Raw genomic sequence first — 18838 nt, 5'->3', positions numbered from 1 at the left:
CTTGGTTACTGTTTAGCCGATGGTTTGTTTCTTAAACGCCAGGCGGCTAAACCCATCATTCCTGATCCTAATAAGATGACCGTGGATGGTTCTGGGTTTTGCACTAAATTTTTCCCGGCCTCAGTATTCGAAAAAGAAAAGATAAGGTCATTATAGTCTCGATCGCCACCACCAAGAAGGTCTTCAAAGCTGACTAACGTTTCACCTTGTCCGAACGAATCGTCGATGAGCGCATGGGCGATGCCATCGATGTTATTGGCTGCTCCACCCGAAAAAAACGTGTGACCTGTGTTGTGGACTTCCAGACGAAAGTTCAGTTCCGTGCCTGCACTAAAGTTCCCCAAATTAAAGGTCGAGCCTGCTGCTTGGTTTGTTGTAAAGATTTTTGTGTTGCCGAGGTACAGTGAGCTGGTGTAGCCGGCATTGCTTCCCTGAAACGTTGCGGTGACATTCCCGTCATGTTGGACAATGATATTCCCACCCAAGACTGAGGTGGCCATAGACGTCGCAGGAAATAAAAACATGCCACATCCAATAAGTGCGAGCGTTAACCCTTTGAGGTGTGTACATAGTTTCATGTTTACGGTCCTCCAGTTATGACAATTGATGAATTCTTTGCTGACTTACTCTCTCTATAATGAAATCAGTCCTATGGGTTATGCTGCAATTTGAGCTTGAGTAAGGTGTTGTTCTATATGTCAGCAATTATGAGGCCATGGTCCGCGAGCTGAAGTGGTAGTGTGCCGTTATGTTCCGTTGATTGAGGTTTGTTCCGGTCTCGTTATTCTCCTGTACTCATTCAGCTCGTGACTATAAGTTGGAGGTAGGATTTGAACGTGAAACTTGAAAAAATAATCGACAGGTTCTCGTCGTCAGACGTGACTAACGGGCACGAACAAGCAGAGATCTGCTGAAGCGAAGAAAAACTCAATACATTACCATTGCCTTTCGGAGCAGAAATCTTGACGAATTCTATGTGAAGGTGATGTTGCTGACTCTTCTGAGTGGCTATGCTGTCGGTGAGGAGAGGGGTATCGCTTGAAAGTTGCTGAATTGGCACGATGGCATTGTTTGGGCAGTCACAGGTCACTTGTGTTGAGAGAGCGTCATGCCGTGATTTATTAAAAAATCCCGCTCTTTTCATTTTTATGAAATGAGCGGGATGAGAAACTTCATATTTCAATGTTTAGAAATTATTCTCTGCGGGATTGTGATTTTCTCCAGCGCCAAGCGGCTAAGCCCACCATTCCTGATCCTAGTAAAATGACCGTAGATGGTTCGGGGTTTTGTGCAAAACCGGTGTTTGTCTCAAGCTCTGTATTGGTGTTGGAGAAAGAGAAGATTAAGTCATTGTAGTCCCGATCTCCACCCCCAAGAAGATCTTCAAAGCTGACTAATGTTTCGCTCTGCCCAAAAGAATCATTAATAACTGCATGGGCAAGGCCGTCGGCATTGTTGGCACCGTTTCCAGTGAAGAAGGTCTGACCGGTGTTATGAACTTCGAGCCGAAATTGGAGCTGAGTACCGGCGGTAAAGTTTCCTAGATCAAATGTAGAGCCATTAGCCTGATTGGATGTAAAGATTTTAGTGTCACCCAGGTACAGTGAGCTAATGTAGCCTGCATTCGAGCCCTGAAATGTGGCTATCACATTTCCATTATTTTGAACGGCAAGCGATCCTCCTACCACTGAGGTGGCCAGAGAGAGCATTGGCAGTAAACAAGCAAAACCGAACAGCAAGGCTATTGTGGCTTTCTTCATCCGATGGACAGTCTTCATCGTCTCTACCTCCTCCTTGTAATTGGCTCAACCTACATTTGAGTGAGTGTTTTGGGAATTGCATGTCATTCTATTTCAGGCATTCGACAAAGTTTCTTGTTCATTCACCCATTTACTGACATCTTTTTTCGTGAACTATGTGCTGTGCCCGATGAATTCTTCTAAGGACTTTGTGATGTTGTACATAACCCACATTCAGTTCAGAAGAGGGTAGTAAGGAAGAAAATAAAAAGATATGATCGCAGGTTTTGTGATGAAGTCTAGGCAATGCTCAGCATTATGAGAAAAGAGTAATTCTTGTATTTTTTACTAAGTACAGCAATGCTTGTGCCAATTCTTGCTCATTGCTGATATATACTTGCAAGTGCTTGATTGCGCTGAATTCATCTTTGTCTTTCTGTTATGAAAATATGAGAATCCGTGAAAGATGATTCAGGAATGACACGAAAGGTGAAAAAAAATCTGACAACATGAATAATTTAAGTGAAAAATACACAGCGATGTCTAGCCTATATGTGACACCTATGCCCCCTCTACAAGTGTTATAGCCGTTTCAGTTATACCGAAACGATACAGCGCCATCGTGTACACTTTGCCATCCAATACGTGAGAGAACGCCTCAAGCATTGTCAGTCAATCCAAGCGGGTATAGCCTTCCGATGTTTCACGTTGTACTGCGCTGAGCTATAGCCGATTCCATGAACTTTGATACCTTGAAGTCCTTCATTCCGCAGGGAAAGTCAGGGTGGCTCAACTGAAATGTATTAGGATTCCCTATAGTGGTATTTTCTCTTTTGAACGTATTTGGATTCGCTATAATGTGGAGTAAAAGGCAGCGTAATCACACACTTCATGCAGTACAGATATGTGTTGGAACGGTACCGATATTTTCAGTGTACGCTATAGCTAAAAAAATCGACACTTCAACGAACTTCTTGTTTCATTGAAATTGTCAGGTATTCATACGTATGAATTCTTCAGCCCTTCTGGGTTGATGAGGCTGGTTGTGATGGAATTTCATCTTGCATGTTCAATATGTGGATAGGCTCAAGAGGATCTGCCGGGGAAAACGAAAAAATCTTTGAATAAAAATAGAGTTCTGCGTCCAAGACATGTTTCATATTCTTCGCGTTTCGAAAGCCATGCTGTTCACCTTCAAATGTAACATAAGCAACAGGAAGCCTTTTTTCTTTAAGGGCTTCAACCATTTTTTCGGCTTGGTTGGGTGGAACGACTCTGTCTTCGAGTCCTTGAAAAAGAATTATGGGGCAAGAAAGCTGGTGAGCGAAATGAATGGGGGAACGTTGGCGATACAGCTCCTGCATCATCGGGTAGGGACCAACTAACCGATCTAAATAGCGTCCTTCAAATTTATGCGTATCCTGGGCAAGAGCCTCAAGGTCCGAGACGCCGTAATAACTCGACCCTCCTGTAAACGTCTTGTGAAAGGTTAGCGCACATAATGTGGTATACCCACCGGCACTGCCGCCGGTGATCGCCACTCGCTTCGCATCAACCAATCCGCGATTCATAAGAAATTGGACGCCGTTAATGCAATCTGTTACATCGATGATTCCCCATTGTCCCTCTAACCGTTCTCGGTATGACCGTCCATAGCCCGTACTGCCGCCATAGTTTACATCTAACACAGCAAAGCCACGACTGGTCCAGTATTGGATCGTCAAGTTAAGCGATTGTCCGCATGCTCCAGTGGGGCCTCCATGACTTTTCACGATCAGTGGGGGGCGTTCACCTGATGGTGCATAGAAGTCGGTATTATGAGGTGGATAGAAAAAGGCATGGGCATGTTTTCCGTCGTCTGTTGGATATTTAAGGGCCTCTGGAATTGAAAGGTAGCCTGGCTGGACTGGAGAGTTGAGCGAACGATGGAGGACGACGGATTGCTGTGTGTTCAGATCAATCTGAATGATTGAAGTTGGTTCAGTTGGAGAGCTTGCTGTGCAATACACCGAATGTCCCTCGACGTGAATGTTGTCGATATCCGTGTAGGGCAGTTTGAAAGGCTTGAAGCTTTTTAATTCTGTGTCAAGGCTGCCAAGGTGCCACGTGCCTGTTTGTGTGTAGGAGCATATGATATGGCTGGAATTTTGAAACGCATAGGTCGACAAGCCAAAAGTCCATTGAGGCTCTCCAAATTCAGCATCCAATGGATAGAGGGCTTCAATCTGACCCTCCTGAATTCTGTATAAATTCCACCACCCGGTACGATCGGATATAAAATGAAGCACTCCTGAGGGAGACCATTCCGGTTGAAAAATTGACTCAGCGTCTGTTCCAGCCACGCATCTGGCTTGCGCGATCGATCCATCGGTTTGAATAGTGGCGACCCATAATTCTGTCCCGTCCCATGGCATATTGGGATGGTTCCACGAAAGCCAACTGAGGTGACGGCCATTGGGGCTTAATCGTGGCGAGGCATAGAAGTCATGTCCAACGGCAAGGATCTGTCCATATGTCTCCTGGGCGTTCTCATGTAACGAAATGCTGACAATGGAATTGGTTGGCTCACTGTGAGAAGTCGAATGGTCTTCTCGAACGCCAATCAGTCGATTGTGCTTGTGGTCGATGACGTAGTCGGCATATCGGTAAGGTCCTTCCGCGGTGATGGGACTTGCCTCGCTGCCAGGTAGATGCTGACGGTAGACCCGTTGGTCCGTGAAGTTTGAAAAATAGAGGACGTCCTGCGAGACGTGGTAGGCACCTCCACCATATTCGTGGACGCGAGTCCGAACATTAAGCGGGGTTGGAGTCATCTCAGTCATGCTGTTGTCTAATGTTCGACGTACGATTACATTCCGACCGCCATCCGTGGGACGGCCTTCTATCCAGTATAAATCCCGACCATCCAAGCGTAGCTGTCCGAGTTTAATGGCCTCGGAAACGATCAAGTCAGATGTGAGTGGTGATTTCCAGGAACCATATGGATTGCATTGCGGGGTAGACATGTTTTGAGTTTTGCTCCTCACTATGGTGGTCGTAATGTATTGATGAGGCAGTTGAAGGTATCGTAATACGACTGCTGTGTCGTATGGGACAAAAAACTAGAAAATCTGAAAAATGGTGGGGGTATGTTGGGACGGGAATCGGCTCACACGATAAGTGGGGCAATCGTGGAGGAAGCGAAATGAAAGGCTATAGCGAAAACAAATAACTTCCAACCGAATTTACATCATGTACACAGCGCAAAAACACACGTCGTACAGCTTGAACGTAAGGAAGGTTATGCCCGCCTGGATGCCCTACACGCGATTGACGCTTCAATCACGATGGGTCAATCCGCATTCAGTGCGACGACATGCAGATTCGGCATAACTGGAAAGGCTATAGTATCGAGAGTTAAGCCTTTACTGAAAACTTTGAACGAGAATGTTCATCAATGGCGATTTCAACAAAGTTTGAGACATTTTTGATGCATCGACCACAACAGCTATTTTTATCATCGATTCCGAGCGTGGAAGCTAAGAGTTTCGGGCAGGTGATGCCTTCTCGCCCCAAGGTCCGAACATCTGATTCTTTGATGCCTTTGCAAACACAGATGTACATGTCTTCCCTCTTGAACTAGTGTAGTGTTTGTGTGAATACGATATTGATAACCATTTTCAATATAACTAATTGTACTCGTTCATTTTCATGCTGTCAACCTTTTGCTCTTGAAAAGTCAATCCGGAAAAAATTCTGTAAGTAATTGAAAAATATGAATTTATATTTTATGTTTCTGTAGGTTTTTATTGTTTGTTTGATATTGTTCATCCGGAAATTATGGGTGAAAAAGTATTCATTTTCACATTCTTTATGAAATATTTGTATGTTTGATGCCTGTATTGAGGAAACATCTGATGGTGTAATCTTGGCTGTCCACGTTCAACCCCGTGCAGCGAAAACAGAATATATCGGCCTGTACCGGGACACGGCCTTGAAATTTCGCGTGATGGCTCCACCGGTTGATGGTGAAGCGAATGACGCCCTTTGTCGATTTCTGGCCAAACATTTTGGTCTAGCTAAACGTTCAGTGGTCATTGTGGGTGGGAGTAAAGGTCGTCACAAGCGTGTGCTGTTGAAGGGGCTATCGGTAAGGCATGTGACGCTGGGTTTTGCACGTTGAGGATTGTATAAGAGAGCTACGTCACGCCTCTTGGCTTAAAGGAGAAACGCGGCAGGGAAATTCGCCAAGAGGCCCTGCATACGGAGAGAGGCTCGTTCTAATCGTTTAATGTCACGATGAGATATGTGATCTGTACGAAGTTTCGAGAGCCATTTTTCATCGGCTTTCAATTTCAGGAGTGAAGCCAACGACGTGTTGGGAATACAGGTATTTCGACTTGCAGCATGGGTGATAAGTGGTTGAAGCGTCTTAATTTCCTCAGCAAAGTCAATGGTGTTTGGCAGAAACGCATAGGGTTCACGATCTTCATTCAACTGATGAAAGAGATCGATGAGCCACCGAGTGGTTAATGCCATGCGTTCGTAATGAAGAGTATCGGGGAGGTCCGTCGGCTGATGGTAGCGAGGGGTTCGCCCGGCAGAGAGAAACAGAAACGGAACGGATGCATTTCGAAAGGCATGATAATCACTGAATGGTGTTCGACCTAAGATAGGAATTTCTTCGATCACATGCATTCCCAATGGTTTGATGAGCAGTTCTTGATTGTTCAAACTGTAACGTCTCTGGTGCTTGATATGCCGATAAAGTTCAGGGCTCTGTTCGGCCCCTGCTGCAAAGATAACCTGCCTGAGTGGTTCCCAATGAACTCCTCCCATGAGCTCAAGAATCATCACGGTCTGTAGGTTTTTCGAACTTCCTATTTCACTGGGAAGATGATCGACAAAGTGTTGTGAACCCATCAGAGCATATGGGGGTTCTTCTGCAGTAAAGGCAACGAATACAACGGAGTACCGTGTGAGCGATGGCAACGTTTTGGCGATTTCTAGGAGAATCGCCACAGCTGCAGCGTTATCGTCTGCCCCTCTGTAGATATGTCTTCCTGACTTTCCCAGGTGATCGTAGTGTGCTCCAAGGAGGAGCCAGCGATTTGTTGCGGCTGATGAATGAGCTCGACGAATACCGATAAGATTGTCCCCAATCTCAGGTAAGAGATGTTGTCGGTATCCCTGTAAGGAAGGGAGCAGTTCGAGTTCGGCTTCCTGAAATCTGTTTACAATATAGTGAGCCGCCGCTTCATGCCCTGGAGTGCCTGGCTTTCTTCCCGCAAGCTCTTGGCTGGCAAGATACGCCACATGACCCTGCAGGCGGTGAGCAAGGTCGGAGGTGAGAGTGAGTGACGTGGGATCAATAGCCGACATGTCTACCAATTTTGTTAAATAGCGTTGCGGTTATTGGATCTGTGAGAAGAGCCAGTATTGTACAAAGCGACTCTGCTCATTCGCTAGATCATACATTCGCCAGGGTGGGAAATTCTTATCCGATGATGTTAAGGTCTCAGAGCGATGAAATGGCTCCGTTTGCAAGAGAAACTCCCATTTTTATAATCTGCCAATTTTGTCACTGTGTACACATCATCCATGAGCACACCTTCTCCTTCAAGCTCCCCATTACTGACCCTGCTCTTAGATCGACACGATCAAGCGACGGCTAGCAGTCTTCGAGACGATCTTGTTCGTCTTGGAGTTGACGACACCGTTTGGGAACTTTGTGAAGAACTTCAGGAGGCCTCATCGAAAATTGCCAGCGAAGCCGTCTGGACCTTGGCGGAGTTTCGCCGTCGTTGCGGGCTTGAAACGGTAATTCCCTGGCTCGACCTTGGCATAAGCCTGACGCAGTCCAAAGGAGCACTGGGGCTTCGATACTTTAAGGAAAGTCCGTTAATCCTTGGGGTGCTTGAGACGCCAGAGTCACGTGCGGCTATTTTGCAATTGACGCTTGAGTTGGCGGATGGCTCGTCAGATGTTGCTCCGAACTGTGCGTTGGAATTTTTTAAAAAGGCTCCTGAACTCTTACTCGAAATTCCCATGACGCAACTTCAAGCTTGGGCGGAGATTGGCATGGAGTTGGCGCAGTGGGATTATGTATTGGGAAATGAATTCTTTCATGAAAGTCCGTCGATCGCCCAGGTCATCTCTCAAGATGTAGTGAGAGATTGGATTGGGTTTGGGATGAAGCTGGTGACAGACAATTCGTTGGGGAAGACCGACTATGTCGGCACCATCGAGTATTTCAGGTCGAGTCCTGCCATTTTCAGTGCCATTCCAGAGGATGAAGTGAGGAGTTGGGTGATCAAGTTGGGAACCGCTCTTGCGGAGCAGTCTCCGTCTTTCGCTATTTCGTTCTTAGCAGATTGCCCTCGTGTCCTGGGGTGCTTCCCATCGACTGACTGGAAACTGCGTGTGTTAAAGTATGGACTCCTGCTTGCTGACCGAGACGCTGAAGCGACAATGGCCTATGTCAATCGCGCCTCCGAAGTGCTTCGCTTGACGGGAGAGTCTGACGACGCAATTGGTGCATTCGAAGAATGGTATCGCAGCGGGATGGAGGTCTTAGAATATAGCGCGGAAGCAGCCCGCGCGTACTTTTCCCTTGAAACCAAAAATGCCCTAGCGGCGGTTGAGCAGTCGATGCAGGGAGTGCCGCTTCGTCAAGTCGCACGTACGCTCAAGTTATTTGCGCAAGGTATGTGCGGAACGACTATTTCGATTGAGGCGTTGTCTGATTCCTTGCTTCCCACGACGACATCAAGTGCCGAAGTAAAGCATTGTCGAGCACACGTGAGTCCTGATGGACAAACTATTTTTCTTCCCGCTCTGATTCGTGAGAAGTCGTCGCGTGAACACAATATTCGACTGTATACGGTTATGACGGCGCATGAGGCAGGGCATTTAGAGTTTGGGACCTATCGCGTGGCATTCGATCGACTGCGTGACCTTGCTCGTGCTGTGTGGATGCGCTATGCCCCAAAAACAGAACTTGATCAAGCACCCAAGCCCAAGACCCTCGGTGAACTATTTGCCATCTATCCTCAACGTGGAGTCATTCAGGATTTGTGGGAGATTTTAGAAGATGCACGGATAGAATTTTTATTACAGCAAGAATATCCCGGCTTACAACATGATCTGAGATTACTCACGAAAGAGGCGGTGAACACTCGATCATTTTTGCATGGCATGACGGTTCGTGAAATTGTGCTTGATGCGTTGCTGTTGAAATTTGCCGGAGAACCATCAGGGATTGGCGAACAGCAAGACCTCCAACATGTTGTCGCCAGAACATGGGAGTTGGCTCAGACCATATTGCGTCCAGATGCAACGGCTGAAGACGTCATTGTTCTGGCCGACCGACTCTATCAGATTTTAGATGAAATGGTTGCTCAGTTGAGCCCGTCTGACAAAAATCAACTGCGAGAAGTCGATGAAGACGAGTCTTCAGATATTGGTGCGGGACCGCGCGCGGCTGAAGAGACATCCGATGAGTATCGCCCTATTACCAATCTGACCTACCGAGGTGCGATGGATCCAGACTTGGTTCAAGGGCAGGGTGATGAAGATTCTGGTGGATCGTCATTGGCAGACGACACGCTTGAGAAGAAAGCCGCAGCATTAGATGATGGTCGTTCATCACAGCAGGAACATCCGACTGACCAAGCCTCCCGGAAAGATATGGAACAAGGGGAAGCCGGAAAGACTCAGCAGGAGTATGGACAATCCCCGCTTGAGCAATGGCTTGAAGTGGACAGGGGGAAGCGGCCTCTTCAGCACGCGACGCAAGGGGGAGCGCAGGAAATTTTTTATGACGAGTGGGATGGCACGTTGCACGATTATCGCCCTCGCTGGTGCCGAGTAATTGAACGCGTTGGTGAAGAAGGTCGTTCGGAATTTGTCGACAACACGCTGGCCGTCTATGCTCAGGAGATTCGGTTGTTACGTCGATACTTTGAAACGATTCGTCCGACGGCACTTCGTCGTCTTGGTCGCCAAGATGTAGGAGACGATATTGATATTGATGCGGTTGTGACGCGTATGGTCGACAAGCGAGTGGGACGCGAACCGTCTGATCGCGTCTATCTTCGTCGTGAACGTCATGATCGTCAAGTGGCTGTGGCCTTTCTGATCGATATGAGTGGATCAACTGGGCGGCAAATCGGGTCCGGATCTCGACGCGTCATTGATATTGAAAAAGAAGGACTGATTCTCTTGTCTGAAGCATTGGGAGCCATTGGTGATGACTATGCGTTGTATGGATATTCGGGACAAGGGCGAGGACAGGTGGAGATGACCGTGCTCAAGGACTTTGACGACAACTCGCTGAGTCGCACGGCGTTACGTATTGGGGCCATCGCACCGATGAAACAAAATCGCGACGGAGCGGCGATTCGTCATGCCGTTCGTCGTTTGCTGCAACAGCCGGCCCGTACTCGGTTATTAGTGCTTCTGAGTGATGGGAAGCCACTTGATGATGGTTATGGCGATGAATATTCATTGGAAGACACAAAAATGGCGTTGCGAGAAACACGCATGAAAGGTATTCATCCATTTTGTATTACTGTCGATCAAGAGGCGGGAGACTATCTTGCACGCATGTACGGAGATGTCGGGTTTGTCGTGATAGATGATGTGGGCGAATTGCCGACGCGACTTCCAGGTATTTATCAACGGCTCACAACATAAGGGGTCTAGTGGTTTCTATGAGTGAACAACAATCTTCAGATCGACAAGTACCGCCTTGGTTATATAAATTATTCACGGGCCATCAATATCCGTACGTACGTCGTCAAGCGAAGTTTGGACGAAAAGACCGGAAGCCCGGCGAAGAATCACGAGAGCCGACCCGTCCAGAAATTGATGAAAAGTTTTGGGAGATTTACCCTGATTGCTGGGTGAAGGTTCTGCAGGAAGTCAAAACCGGAATGATCGTCAGTTTTATTGAATTAGGCAGTTATGAGCCGGGAACCTATCAAGAGCTTGTGGATGGTCCAGAAGCCTTTCTTGCCCGAGAGTATGGAAAAAAGAAAATAAAAATTAATTTTTATCAAGGCGATAATTTTGTCTGTACGATTAATTTTAAAGTCGATGGCTGGACTGATCATAATGATGATCATGAATAAACTTTCGAATAATTTCGCAATGCAATGAAGGTAGAATCATGAGAAGACTCAAAATCACGGTAGTGGGAGCAGGGAATGTTGGAGGGTCGATTGCTCAGCGACTCGCCGAAAAAAACTGGTATGACGTTGTGCTCGTGGACATTGTGGATGGTATGCCACAAGGCAAGGCGTTGGACTTAGCTGAGGCTGGTCCCGTGTGCGGCTATGATTCCAAGATGGTCGGTGCGAATCACTATGATGAGACTGCAGGTTCTTCTGTGGTGGTCATTACGTCGGGTATTGCACGCAAACCCGGCATGAGTCGTGATGCGCTCATTGAGACGAACACAAAAATTGTCTCTTCTGTGGTGAAGGAAATTGTTCAGCGTTCCCCTGATGCCATTATTATTATTGTGGCCAATCCACTCGATGCGATGACCTATGTAGCGTATCGAGCGAGTCAGTTTCCGAAACAGCGAGTCCTGGGTATGGCTGGCGTGTTGGACTCTGCTCGCTTTCGAACCTTTATTGCTGAAGAATTATGTGTCTCCGTTGATAATGTCCAAGCTATGGTGTTGGGAGGGCATGGTGATGCGATGGTGCCGTTGATTCGCTATACCACGGTCGCGGGGCGTCCGCTTGATGAGTGGATGTCACGGGATCGGCTTGAGGCATTGGTCAAGCGGACACGGCAGGGTGGAGCAGAAATCGTCAATTTGCTCAAGACAGGAAGTGCGTACTATGCGCCTGCAGCGTCTGCGGTTGAAATGGTCGAAGCCATTGTGCGGGATCAAAAGAAAATTCTCCCCTGTGCGACACTGTGTGAAGGCGAATATGGATTTCAGGGAGTATTCATGGGGGTGCCCGTGAAATTAGGCGGCGGCGGAGTAGAGGAAATTATTGAATATCAACTGACGCCTGAAGAGGATGCAGCTCTGAAAGTATCGGGTAAGGCCGTTCAAGATTTGTGTCAAAAAGTCGATCAATTATTGAAGTAAGTCACTGCATACTCTTCAGATATTTCCTTATTCACTGTGTCTGCCTGAATCCTTCCGTCTGCCCGTGAGTGTGGCGCTAGCCAGTTCGTCTCTAGGCCTCTTGGCCGATTCAGGTATACCGAATTTCCTTATTAAAATGAGCAGTATTTCTCGTGCAGTGGAAAAATCTCTCAGAAGACTCATTGATGTAGTTCTCTAGCCCTAACACATTGACTATACAATAGTTTTGTCGTGCTACGTGCTTGACTGATTTAGAGAATGCACCGTATAGTTGTTGAGTTGTAGCCACCCACTCAAAATGCATAGCTGAAATTGGAACAAGATGACTGAACAACAAACCATTGCCCCTCGGGTACTTGTTGGAGTGGAAGACGAGCCTTGGAAAGTTGAGCCGTATGTTCGCCGTGGTGGATATGAGGCTTGGAAAACGTGTGTCTTGAAAGAGGATCGCGAGTCAGTCATTGCTGTTCTTAAGCATGCTCATCTTCGCGGTCGCGGTGGAGCAGGGTTTCCGACGGGGATTAAATGGGAGAAGGTGTACAATCACCGAGAGAAAGAACGGTATTTTGTGTGCAATGCGGGTGAACATGAGCCTGGAACCTTTAAGGATCGTTATCTTCTTAAGCATCATCCCCATCAATTGCTTGAAGGCTGTCTTATCGGAGCGTTTACTGTGCGCGCCAAAAAAGCGTTTATTTATTTGAATGCTGAATTTGAAGAAGAGCGTGCAAATTTCGAGAGAGCTATTGATGAAGCTCGCTCTAAGGGGTTGATTGGGAAAAATATTCTAGGAACGTCCTTAGATCTCGATCTTGAAATATTCGATGGGCATGGAAGTTATGTGGCGGGTGAAGAAACGGCCATGTTGGAATCGATGCAAGGTCGGCCTGCACAACCAAAACAGAAACCTCCGTTCTATCCAACGGAATTTGGACTCTATGGAAAGCCGACATTGGTGAATAACGTGGAGACGTTATCAAATATTCCCGCTATTCTGCGTAATGGCGCCGGATGGTTTATGCAGGTAGGAACCGAAAAAAGTCCAGGAACGATGCTATTTTCACTCAGCGGGGCGGTGAATCGGCCCGGTGTGTATGAGCTTCCAATGGGTACCCCTATTCGCTACCTCATCGAAGAATGTGGTGGGGGAATTCCAAACGGACGGGGACTGAAGGCCGTCTTCCCTGGCGGACCATCTTTTTCTATGATTGGTCCTGACCAACTTGATTTACCTATGGATTTTGATTCGCTGAAAAAGGCCGGGACAGGGTTAGGATCTGCAGGAGTTATTGTCGTAGATGATGCAACCTGTATGGTTGCTCAGACTCTGAAGCTCTCGAAATTTTTTGAAGTTGAAAGTTGTGGCCAATGTCCGCCGTGTCGAATTGGAACAGGAGAACTGGCTAAGTTGGTTGAAAAGATTGAACGGGGCGACGGTATACAAAAAGATCTTGATCAGCTCTTGCAAATTTGTGGGTTTGTCAAAGGAACGGGGTTTTGTACTTTAGTGACGGGCGCATCAGTTCTGGTGCAAAATAGCCTGCGAATGTTTAAGCAAGAATACGAAGAACATATTAAACTTCAACGTTGTCCTTTTGACCGGCAGACGACAACGACTCATTGACTCTGTGTGATAGCGATGCCTCGTGTGACGTTTATACATCCCGAAGGAAAGAGCGGGGACGTTCCTGAGAATCTGACGTTATTGGAAGCTGCCGATGTGCTTGGCTTTCCTCTCACGCATGATTGTGGCGGCAATGCTTCCTGTACGACGTGTCGGGTTGATGTCGCAATGGGCGAAGAGAATCTTTCGGAAATTGATTTTGAAGAGCAAGACCTGTTAGACCGCGAGGCGCTCACCGAATCGTATCATCGCTTGGGATGTCAGGCTCGTATTTTAGGTGATGTGATCGTCCAAGTCCCGGAGCAAAAATGGGGAGACACCACGTCGAGCGATCAAGATTCTAGTGAGAATGCATCATAAGCAACGTCTTTTCAGGCACTATTCAACGACCTCCCTCTCTCGCCTGTGAACCATTTCAATTGATATCGTTCTTGGGTAGGGTAACGCGACGACATGGCACCAAAGGTGACAATCACTCAAGCCTTCCACTTTTCTGCCGCACACCGCTTGCATACTGAACAACTCAGTGTGGAAGTGAATCAGAAGATTTTTGGGAAATGCAATAATCTTCATGGGCATGGTCATAACTATACGGTTTTTGTGACGGTGTGTGATGAGGAAGAGTCTTCTTTTGACCGCGAAGCCCTCAATCAACTCGTTCACACCCGCATTGTTGACCGGTTTGATCATCAGCATTTAAATTTTGATCCAGCCTTTCAGGATGTGGTGACGACAGGTGAGAACCTTGCCAAACTTATTTGGGACATACTGGTGAAAGAAATTCCAGATGGTCGGTTACAGAAAATTGGCGTGATTGAAACTCGCGATAATTATTTTGAGTATATTGGTGATTGAGTGGCCATTTTGTTCTTCACACGGTGTTCGAATCTATGATCATTGGCTGGACGAGAAAGGATTAACTCAAGTCTATGGCAAAAAAACGCATTGGCGCGAGTTCGCGAAAAACTAGAGTTGTCACTGTTCCTCAAGAAAATGAGGCGCAACAATCTCATCTCGAATCAACGGTACACACGCTGCTGACACAGCTTGGCGAAGACCCTGCACGTCATGGGCTGCACGATACTCCCAAGCGGGTGGCCAAGGCTCTCACGTTTTTAACGAAAGGGTATCATCAGGATATTGATGCCCTTCTCAACGGGGCATTGTTTCCGATTGACTACGACGAAATGGTGATCGTGAAGGACATTGATTTTTATAGCTTATGCGAACACCATATGTTGCCCTTTTTTGGAAAGTGTCATGTCGGGTATATCCCGCGTAAGCATGTGGTGGGACTCAGTAAAATTCCTCGTCTAGTCGATGCCTTCAGCCGTCGGCTTCAAGTGCAAGAACGTCTTACCGTACAGATTGCCAAGACGCTTCAGGAAAAACTTAATCCCCATGGCGTCGGGGTGGTGATTGAAGCTCGGCATTTGTGTATGAGCATGCGTGGGGTAGAAAAGCAAAACACCATTGCCGTAACAAGTGAAATGCAAGGTGTTTTCAGGAAGCAGCAACAAACACGGGAAGAGTTTCTCAAGCTGATTCGATAAAAATAACCAATATTCAATTAAAATGTGGAGACTGATTGACCTCTTTCAAGGAAGAGAGTATGATCGGCTCATTAATTGGGTATTTTCATATTCCACGGATGGGACTGTTGCGCAGGAGGCGCTGGTCTAATACCGGGTTTTTTTAAATCGGTGTTATTTAGGTTTTGTGGTGTAGTTCTACAAAACACCATTGGGATGCGAAGATTTTAAATTTTGGCTTCCCAATGTTTTGGTACAACCCTATAGGGTAATGCTCAGACTGGCCTTACCCTTTCACTTCTCTCCAACCGTTTTTTCTTTCTTCTCACAACTGTATCGTATGCTCTAGGGAGCTTCAGCAAGAAATGTCGTCAGTGCCTGATTAAAGGCGTCGGGCTGTTCAAGATTTGTCAAATGGCCTGCGTTGGGAATGGTGACGAGCCTGGCCTGAGGGATACGCTCTGCCATATAGTGGGATTCGGATGGTGGGGTTGCAACATCTTCTTCGCCGACGATGACGAGAGTCGGGCAGGAAATTTCCGATAAATGAGGCGTCGAGTCTGATCGGTCAGCCATGGACATCAGGTCTACAATGATCCCAGATGATTGATTCGTAAGAATCATTGATCTGACGTGTTCGACGAGATCGTGTCGTTGTCCCAAGGTGGTTGGGGCTAGTAGCTTTGGAATCATCATATCCGCAATCGCGGTTGGTCCTTCTTTGTAAGCTGTTTGGGCCATGGCTTGCCGTCCTGCCTTTCCTTCTTCACTATCAGCTTGTGCGCGGGTATCGGCCAGAACCAGTGCCTGTACCATGTCGGGAAATAATCGATAGAACGCAAAGAGTGTGTAGCCACCCATCGAAAGTCCGATGAATGTGGCCTGTTGAATATTCAAGTGTTGCAACAGGTCATGGACATCCTTTGCATAGTCTTCCAGCGTGAAATTCCAGAGCAATGCATCGGATTCTCCATGTCCCCGGAGGTCAAGGGTAATGACTCGATAGTGTTCTGAGAGAGCCTCAGTTTGTGGGTTCCACATCCGTTGCGATAATGGAAAGGCGTGGATGAAGACCAGTGGGTGACCCTTTCCTATATCCGTGTAAGCAATATTAACCCCATTGATGTGTGCCCTCATGTCTTTTCCCTCCTGACGCTTGTTGTCCTGTGCTCGTTACAGTAAGAATAGCGGGAACATCCCCGCGTTTCATCTTTTGTGATGGACTTGTCTTACCATGTTTCTTTTGTATCATGAACACATACTATCCTTCATTTCATGTGATCTTATCCACTTACATTAAGGCCTGTTAGGGGTGCATCTGGAAGTCTCATTCGAGCGTCACGAATCTTTAAGGGAGGGGTAGGCAATGAAATGTCGAGGGGTTGGAATATTCTGTCTGTGGTTGATCGTCTGTTGGAGCACTTCAGCATTTGCCGTCACGATTGCTGATTCTGTCACGGACTTCTCCGGCAGTCAGGGGCAGAATGGGTGGTTCTATGGATTTACCAATCAGACTGCGGGCGGCAGCTTTGAACAATTCGATACGTTTCTTTCTGGACCCAATAGATGGGCGGCTTCAGCCGCACAGGTTGGATCCAATAACAATGAATTTTTGACGTTGAATCCACTTGGTGGTCATCCAGTTGGCTTGGGGCCTGATGCTCAGAATGCCGTCATTTTGGCAGTCCGCAGATTTGTGAGTCCCGTGAGTGGAAATGTTGATATTGCATTTGATCTTCGCAAACAAAATATTCTGAACCCCAATGGGGGCGGCATCACCGGCCGCATCCTTGTTGATGGTGCAGAGGTGTTTTCGCAGTTTATCGCAAATATGGATGGCGTGGGTGTGCAACAGACCTTCACCCAATCTCTCTTGATCGGTTCTACCGTTGATTTTGTGATCGATCCTACCGGGATCGCTAATGGTTCAAATGGTGCGCTTTCGGCTCGGGCCGACGGCTCGATTTTTTCGGGCACTATTTCAACGAGTCTCGGTCCTCCGAATACGGTCCCTGAGCCTTCGACGGTCCTCTTGCTTGGGACTGGCCTTGTTGGAATGATTGGATGGCGGTTACGGCGTTCCTTCTAGTCCAGCAACGTCAAAGTTTTCAAAAAGAGTCTTCGCTCACATTTGAGCGAAGACTCTTTTTTTTTGAATATAGCGAATCCAAATACGTTCCAAGCAGGAGAATATCACGAACTTCGCGCGGTATCATGTTTCAACGAGCGGAAGTTATTTGAAACGGCTATAGCCTGCACAGCTCAAGTGTTTTGGGTCAGTCTTATGGAGCGATCCCGCCTTGTTTTGATAGGCTACAAATTAACACCTTTGCGATGACTGATACGAGAGAAGGCGAACAGGTTGTCCTTATCTGTAAAACTCATCTATTCTATGCATGTGACAGGCTGAAGAATTCGTGTGTGAGTGTGATGAATGATCTGAGTGATGACGATGTCTACTTCATCCGAACAGTCGACCCTTTTCCCAACAGAAAATAAAGCGAATCTGGTCACAGCTCCCTTGGCTGATCGAATGCGACCTCGAGACTTCTCGGAGTTTGTCGGACAAGACGAGGTCATTGGTGCCGAGACGTCATTACGGCGTGCGATTGAGCATGATCGGCTCCCGTCGCTCATCATCTGGGGGCCTCCCGGTTCGGGGAAGACCACGTTGGCAGGGTTGATTGCTCGTCACGTTCAAGGACAGTTTGTGCCATTTTCGGCAGTATTGAGTGGTGTTCCAGAATTGCGCACCATTCTAAAAACAGCCCAGCAGCGACGCACGGTCTCTGGACAGAAAACCGTACTCTTTGTCGATGAAATCCATCGATTTAATAAAGCTCAGCAAGATGCGTTTCTTCCCCATGTCGAACGTGGTGATATTACACTCATTGGCGCCACCACACAGAATCCCTCGTTCGAAGTCATTGCTCCTCTGCTGTCGCGTTCACTCGTTGTCACGTTGCAGCAACTGTCCGAAGAGGCCATGGGGCAGATCTTGGATCGTGCGCTAACGGATACTCAGCATGGTGTTGGCGCGGCACGTCTTTCGCTTACGGCGGAAGCTCGCTCAACGCTTATTCGATATGGAAACGGGGATGCCCGATCAATGCTGACGGCTGTAGAGTTTATTGCTAATCAATCCAAGCCTTCGGAAGATGTTCCTGCCGCAATTGGAGTGGAAGCCGTACAGGCTGCGCTGCAAAAAAAAGTGCTGCGCTACGATCGAGATGGTGAAGAGCATTTCAATCTTATTTCAGCCTACATTAAAAGTTTGCGGGATTCTGATCCAGATGGAGCCTTATATTGGCTCGCACGAATGTTGGAGGGAGGAGAAGATCCAAAGTTTATTGCCCGCCGTCAACTCATTTTTGCATCGGAAGATGTGGGAAATGCCAATCCTCAGGCCTTGCTGATCGCGTCTGCGGTGTTTAAAGCGGCTGAAGTGATTGGCCCGCCAGAAGTGCACATTAACCTTGCTCAGGGCACAACCTATTTAGCATGCAGTGCAAAGAGTAATGCGTCGTATGTCGGGTTAAAAGAAGCCTTGCAAGACGCCAAGGAGTTTGGCAATCTTCCCGTCCCACTGCATCTTCGAAATGCCGCAACGTCGTTGATGAAGGGGCTGGGCTATGGCAAAGGGTATCGATACGCTCATGACGATCCCAAAGCGAAGGCGGAACAAAGTCATTTACCAAAAGAGCTGCAAGGTCGAAAGTATTACAGGGCTATTCACGATACAGAAAAGTTAACAAATGAAGAAGATGATGAGGCATCCTGGTAATTCAAAGAATTCAATTTGTCCCTTCTGATGGTTCAGCCCTTCTGCCCTCGTGGATCTTTCGTTCGATTT

The 18838-nt window shown here is 47.3% G+C and carries 16 protein-coding genes; 10 read left to right on the top strand and 6 right to left on the bottom strand.

The window, feature by feature from the left end:
* Positions 1 to 5: 5 nt before the first annotated feature.
* The 4 genes from ACWHX8_RS16525 to ACWHX8_RS16510 all read right to left on the bottom strand — a co-directional run bounded on the left by ACWHX8_RS16525 (position 6) and on the right by ACWHX8_RS16510 (position 5342).
* A complete protein-coding gene (locus tag ACWHX8_RS16525; protein ID WP_447969233.1) occupies positions 6 to 578 on the bottom strand; it encodes a DUF4114 domain-containing protein in 573 nt (190 codons plus the stop codon).
* 615 nt (positions 579 to 1193) lie between these two features.
* Entirely contained in the window at positions 1194 to 1778 is a 585-nt protein-coding gene (locus ACWHX8_RS16520; protein ID WP_447969232.1) for a DUF4114 domain-containing protein, read from the bottom strand.
* A gap of 977 nt (positions 1779 to 2755) precedes the next feature.
* Positions 2756 to 4744 carry a prolyl oligopeptidase family serine peptidase gene (locus tag ACWHX8_RS16515; RefSeq protein WP_447969231.1) on the bottom strand — a complete coding sequence of 663 codons (1989 nt, stop codon included), beginning with the start codon at positions 4742 to 4744 and terminating at the stop codon, positions 2756 to 2758.
* A 391-nt stretch (positions 4745 to 5135) separates the two neighbouring features.
* Entirely contained in the window at positions 5136 to 5342 is a 207-nt protein-coding gene (locus ACWHX8_RS16510; RefSeq protein WP_447969230.1) for a hypothetical protein, read from the bottom strand.
* A gap of 262 nt (positions 5343 to 5604) precedes the next feature.
* On the opposite strand from ACWHX8_RS16510, the gene ACWHX8_RS16505 reads away from it, so the two are divergent.
* The gene (locus tag ACWHX8_RS16505; protein ID WP_447969229.1) at positions 5605 to 5901 is read left to right on the top strand and encodes a DUF167 domain-containing protein; all 297 of its coding nucleotides are present in this window, start codon (positions 5605 to 5607) and stop codon (positions 5899 to 5901) included.
* Between the two features lie 35 nt (positions 5902 to 5936).
* Here ACWHX8_RS16505 and ACWHX8_RS16500 read toward each other — a convergent pair whose 3' ends face one another.
* Entirely contained in the window at positions 5937 to 7100 is a 1164-nt protein-coding gene (locus tag ACWHX8_RS16500) for a M28 family peptidase (protein ID WP_447969228.1), read from the bottom strand.
* A gap of 219 nt (positions 7101 to 7319) precedes the next feature.
* Here ACWHX8_RS16500 and ACWHX8_RS16495 point away from each other — a divergent pair, with 219 nt between their 5' ends.
* From ACWHX8_RS16495 to folE, 7 genes are all read left to right on the top strand, one after another.
* Positions 7320 to 10415: a VWA domain-containing protein gene (locus ACWHX8_RS16495; RefSeq protein WP_447969227.1), complete on the top strand. Its 3096-nt coding sequence runs from the start codon at positions 7320 to 7322 to the stop codon at positions 10413 to 10415.
* Between the two features lie 17 nt (positions 10416 to 10432).
* Positions 10433 to 10852: a hypothetical protein gene (locus ACWHX8_RS16490; protein WP_447969226.1), complete on the top strand. Its 420-nt coding sequence runs from the start codon at positions 10433 to 10435 to the stop codon at positions 10850 to 10852.
* Positions 10853 to 10890: 38 nt separating this feature from the next.
* On the top strand, positions 10891 to 11829 hold the full coding sequence (gene mdh / locus ACWHX8_RS16485; protein ID WP_447969225.1) for a malate dehydrogenase: 939 nt from the start codon (positions 10891 to 10893) through the stop codon (positions 11827 to 11829).
* A gap of 322 nt (positions 11830 to 12151) precedes the next feature.
* A complete protein-coding gene (gene nuoF, locus ACWHX8_RS16480) occupies positions 12152 to 13453 on the top strand; it encodes an NADH-quinone oxidoreductase subunit NuoF (RefSeq protein ID WP_447969224.1) in 1302 nt (433 codons plus the stop codon).
* A 15-nt stretch (positions 13454 to 13468) separates the two neighbouring features.
* On the top strand, positions 13469 to 13813 hold the full coding sequence (locus ACWHX8_RS16475) for a 2Fe-2S iron-sulfur cluster-binding protein (protein ID WP_447969223.1): 345 nt from the start codon (positions 13469 to 13471) through the stop codon (positions 13811 to 13813).
* Between the two features lie 93 nt (positions 13814 to 13906).
* A complete protein-coding gene (locus ACWHX8_RS16470; protein WP_447969222.1) occupies positions 13907 to 14308 on the top strand; it encodes a 6-carboxytetrahydropterin synthase in 402 nt (133 codons plus the stop codon).
* A gap of 74 nt (positions 14309 to 14382) precedes the next feature.
* Positions 14383 to 15006: a GTP cyclohydrolase I FolE gene (folE, locus tag ACWHX8_RS16465; protein WP_447969221.1), complete on the top strand. Its 624-nt coding sequence runs from the start codon at positions 14383 to 14385 to the stop codon at positions 15004 to 15006.
* Between the two features lie 324 nt (positions 15007 to 15330).
* On the opposite strand, the gene ACWHX8_RS16460 is transcribed toward folE, so the two are convergent.
* Entirely contained in the window at positions 15331 to 16122 is a 792-nt protein-coding gene (locus ACWHX8_RS16460) for an alpha/beta fold hydrolase (RefSeq protein WP_447969220.1), read from the bottom strand.
* A gap of 229 nt (positions 16123 to 16351) precedes the next feature.
* Between ACWHX8_RS16460 and ACWHX8_RS16455 the strand changes: the two genes are divergently transcribed.
* Positions 16352 to 17074 (top strand): PEP-CTERM sorting domain-containing protein, encoded by a 723-nt coding sequence (locus ACWHX8_RS16455; RefSeq protein WP_447969219.1) that lies wholly within the window; start codon positions 16352 to 16354, stop codon positions 17072 to 17074.
* Between the two features lie 357 nt (positions 17075 to 17431).
* Entirely contained in the window at positions 17432 to 18769 is a 1338-nt protein-coding gene (locus ACWHX8_RS16450; RefSeq protein ID WP_447969218.1) for a replication-associated recombination protein A, read from the top strand.
* Positions 18770 to 18838: the final 69 nt, after the last annotated feature.

The organism is Nitrospira sp. M1 (assembly GCF_965152605.1).
The sequence above is the reverse complement of the archived record's forward strand: the minus strand, read 5'-3'. Positions and strand labels throughout refer to the sequence as shown.

Bases quoted from the DNA above. Each gene is read 5' to 3' on its own strand.
- ACWHX8_RS16525 (WP_447969233.1), bottom strand. From the start codon at position 578: ATGAAACTATGTACACACCTCAAAGGGTTAACGCTCGCACTTATTGGA.
- ACWHX8_RS16520 (WP_447969232.1), bottom strand. From the start codon at position 1,778: ATGAAGACTGTCCATCGGATGAAGAAAGCCACAATAGCCTTGCTGTTC.
- ACWHX8_RS16515 (WP_447969231.1), bottom strand. From the start codon at position 4,744: ATGTCTACCCCGCAATGCAATCCATATGGTTCCTGGAAATCACCACTC.
- ACWHX8_RS16510 (WP_447969230.1), bottom strand. From the start codon at position 5,342: ATGTACATCTGTGTTTGCAAAGGCATCAAAGAATCAGATGTTCGGACC.
- ACWHX8_RS16505 (WP_447969229.1), top strand. From the start codon at position 5,605: ATGTTTGATGCCTGTATTGAGGAAACATCTGATGGTGTAATCTTGGCT.
- ACWHX8_RS16500 (WP_447969228.1), bottom strand. From the start codon at position 7,100: ATGTCGGCTATTGATCCCACGTCACTCACTCTCACCTCCGACCTTGCT.
- ACWHX8_RS16495 (WP_447969227.1), top strand. From the start codon at position 7,320: ATGAGCACACCTTCTCCTTCAAGCTCCCCATTACTGACCCTGCTCTTA.
- ACWHX8_RS16490 (WP_447969226.1), top strand. From the start codon at position 10,433: ATGAGTGAACAACAATCTTCAGATCGACAAGTACCGCCTTGGTTATAT.
- mdh (WP_447969225.1), top strand. From the start codon at position 10,891: ATGAGAAGACTCAAAATCACGGTAGTGGGAGCAGGGAATGTTGGAGGG.
- nuoF (WP_447969224.1), top strand. From the start codon at position 12,152: ATGACTGAACAACAAACCATTGCCCCTCGGGTACTTGTTGGAGTGGAA.
- ACWHX8_RS16475 (WP_447969223.1), top strand. From the start codon at position 13,469: ATGCCTCGTGTGACGTTTATACATCCCGAAGGAAAGAGCGGGGACGTT.
- ACWHX8_RS16470 (WP_447969222.1), top strand. From the start codon at position 13,907: ATGGCACCAAAGGTGACAATCACTCAAGCCTTCCACTTTTCTGCCGCA.
- folE (WP_447969221.1), top strand. From the start codon at position 14,383: ATGGCAAAAAAACGCATTGGCGCGAGTTCGCGAAAAACTAGAGTTGTC.
- ACWHX8_RS16460 (WP_447969220.1), bottom strand. From the start codon at position 16,122: ATGAGGGCACACATCAATGGGGTTAATATTGCTTACACGGATATAGGA.
- ACWHX8_RS16455 (WP_447969219.1), top strand. From the start codon at position 16,352: ATGAAATGTCGAGGGGTTGGAATATTCTGTCTGTGGTTGATCGTCTGT.
- ACWHX8_RS16450 (WP_447969218.1), top strand. From the start codon at position 17,432: ATGACGATGTCTACTTCATCCGAACAGTCGACCCTTTTCCCAACAGAA.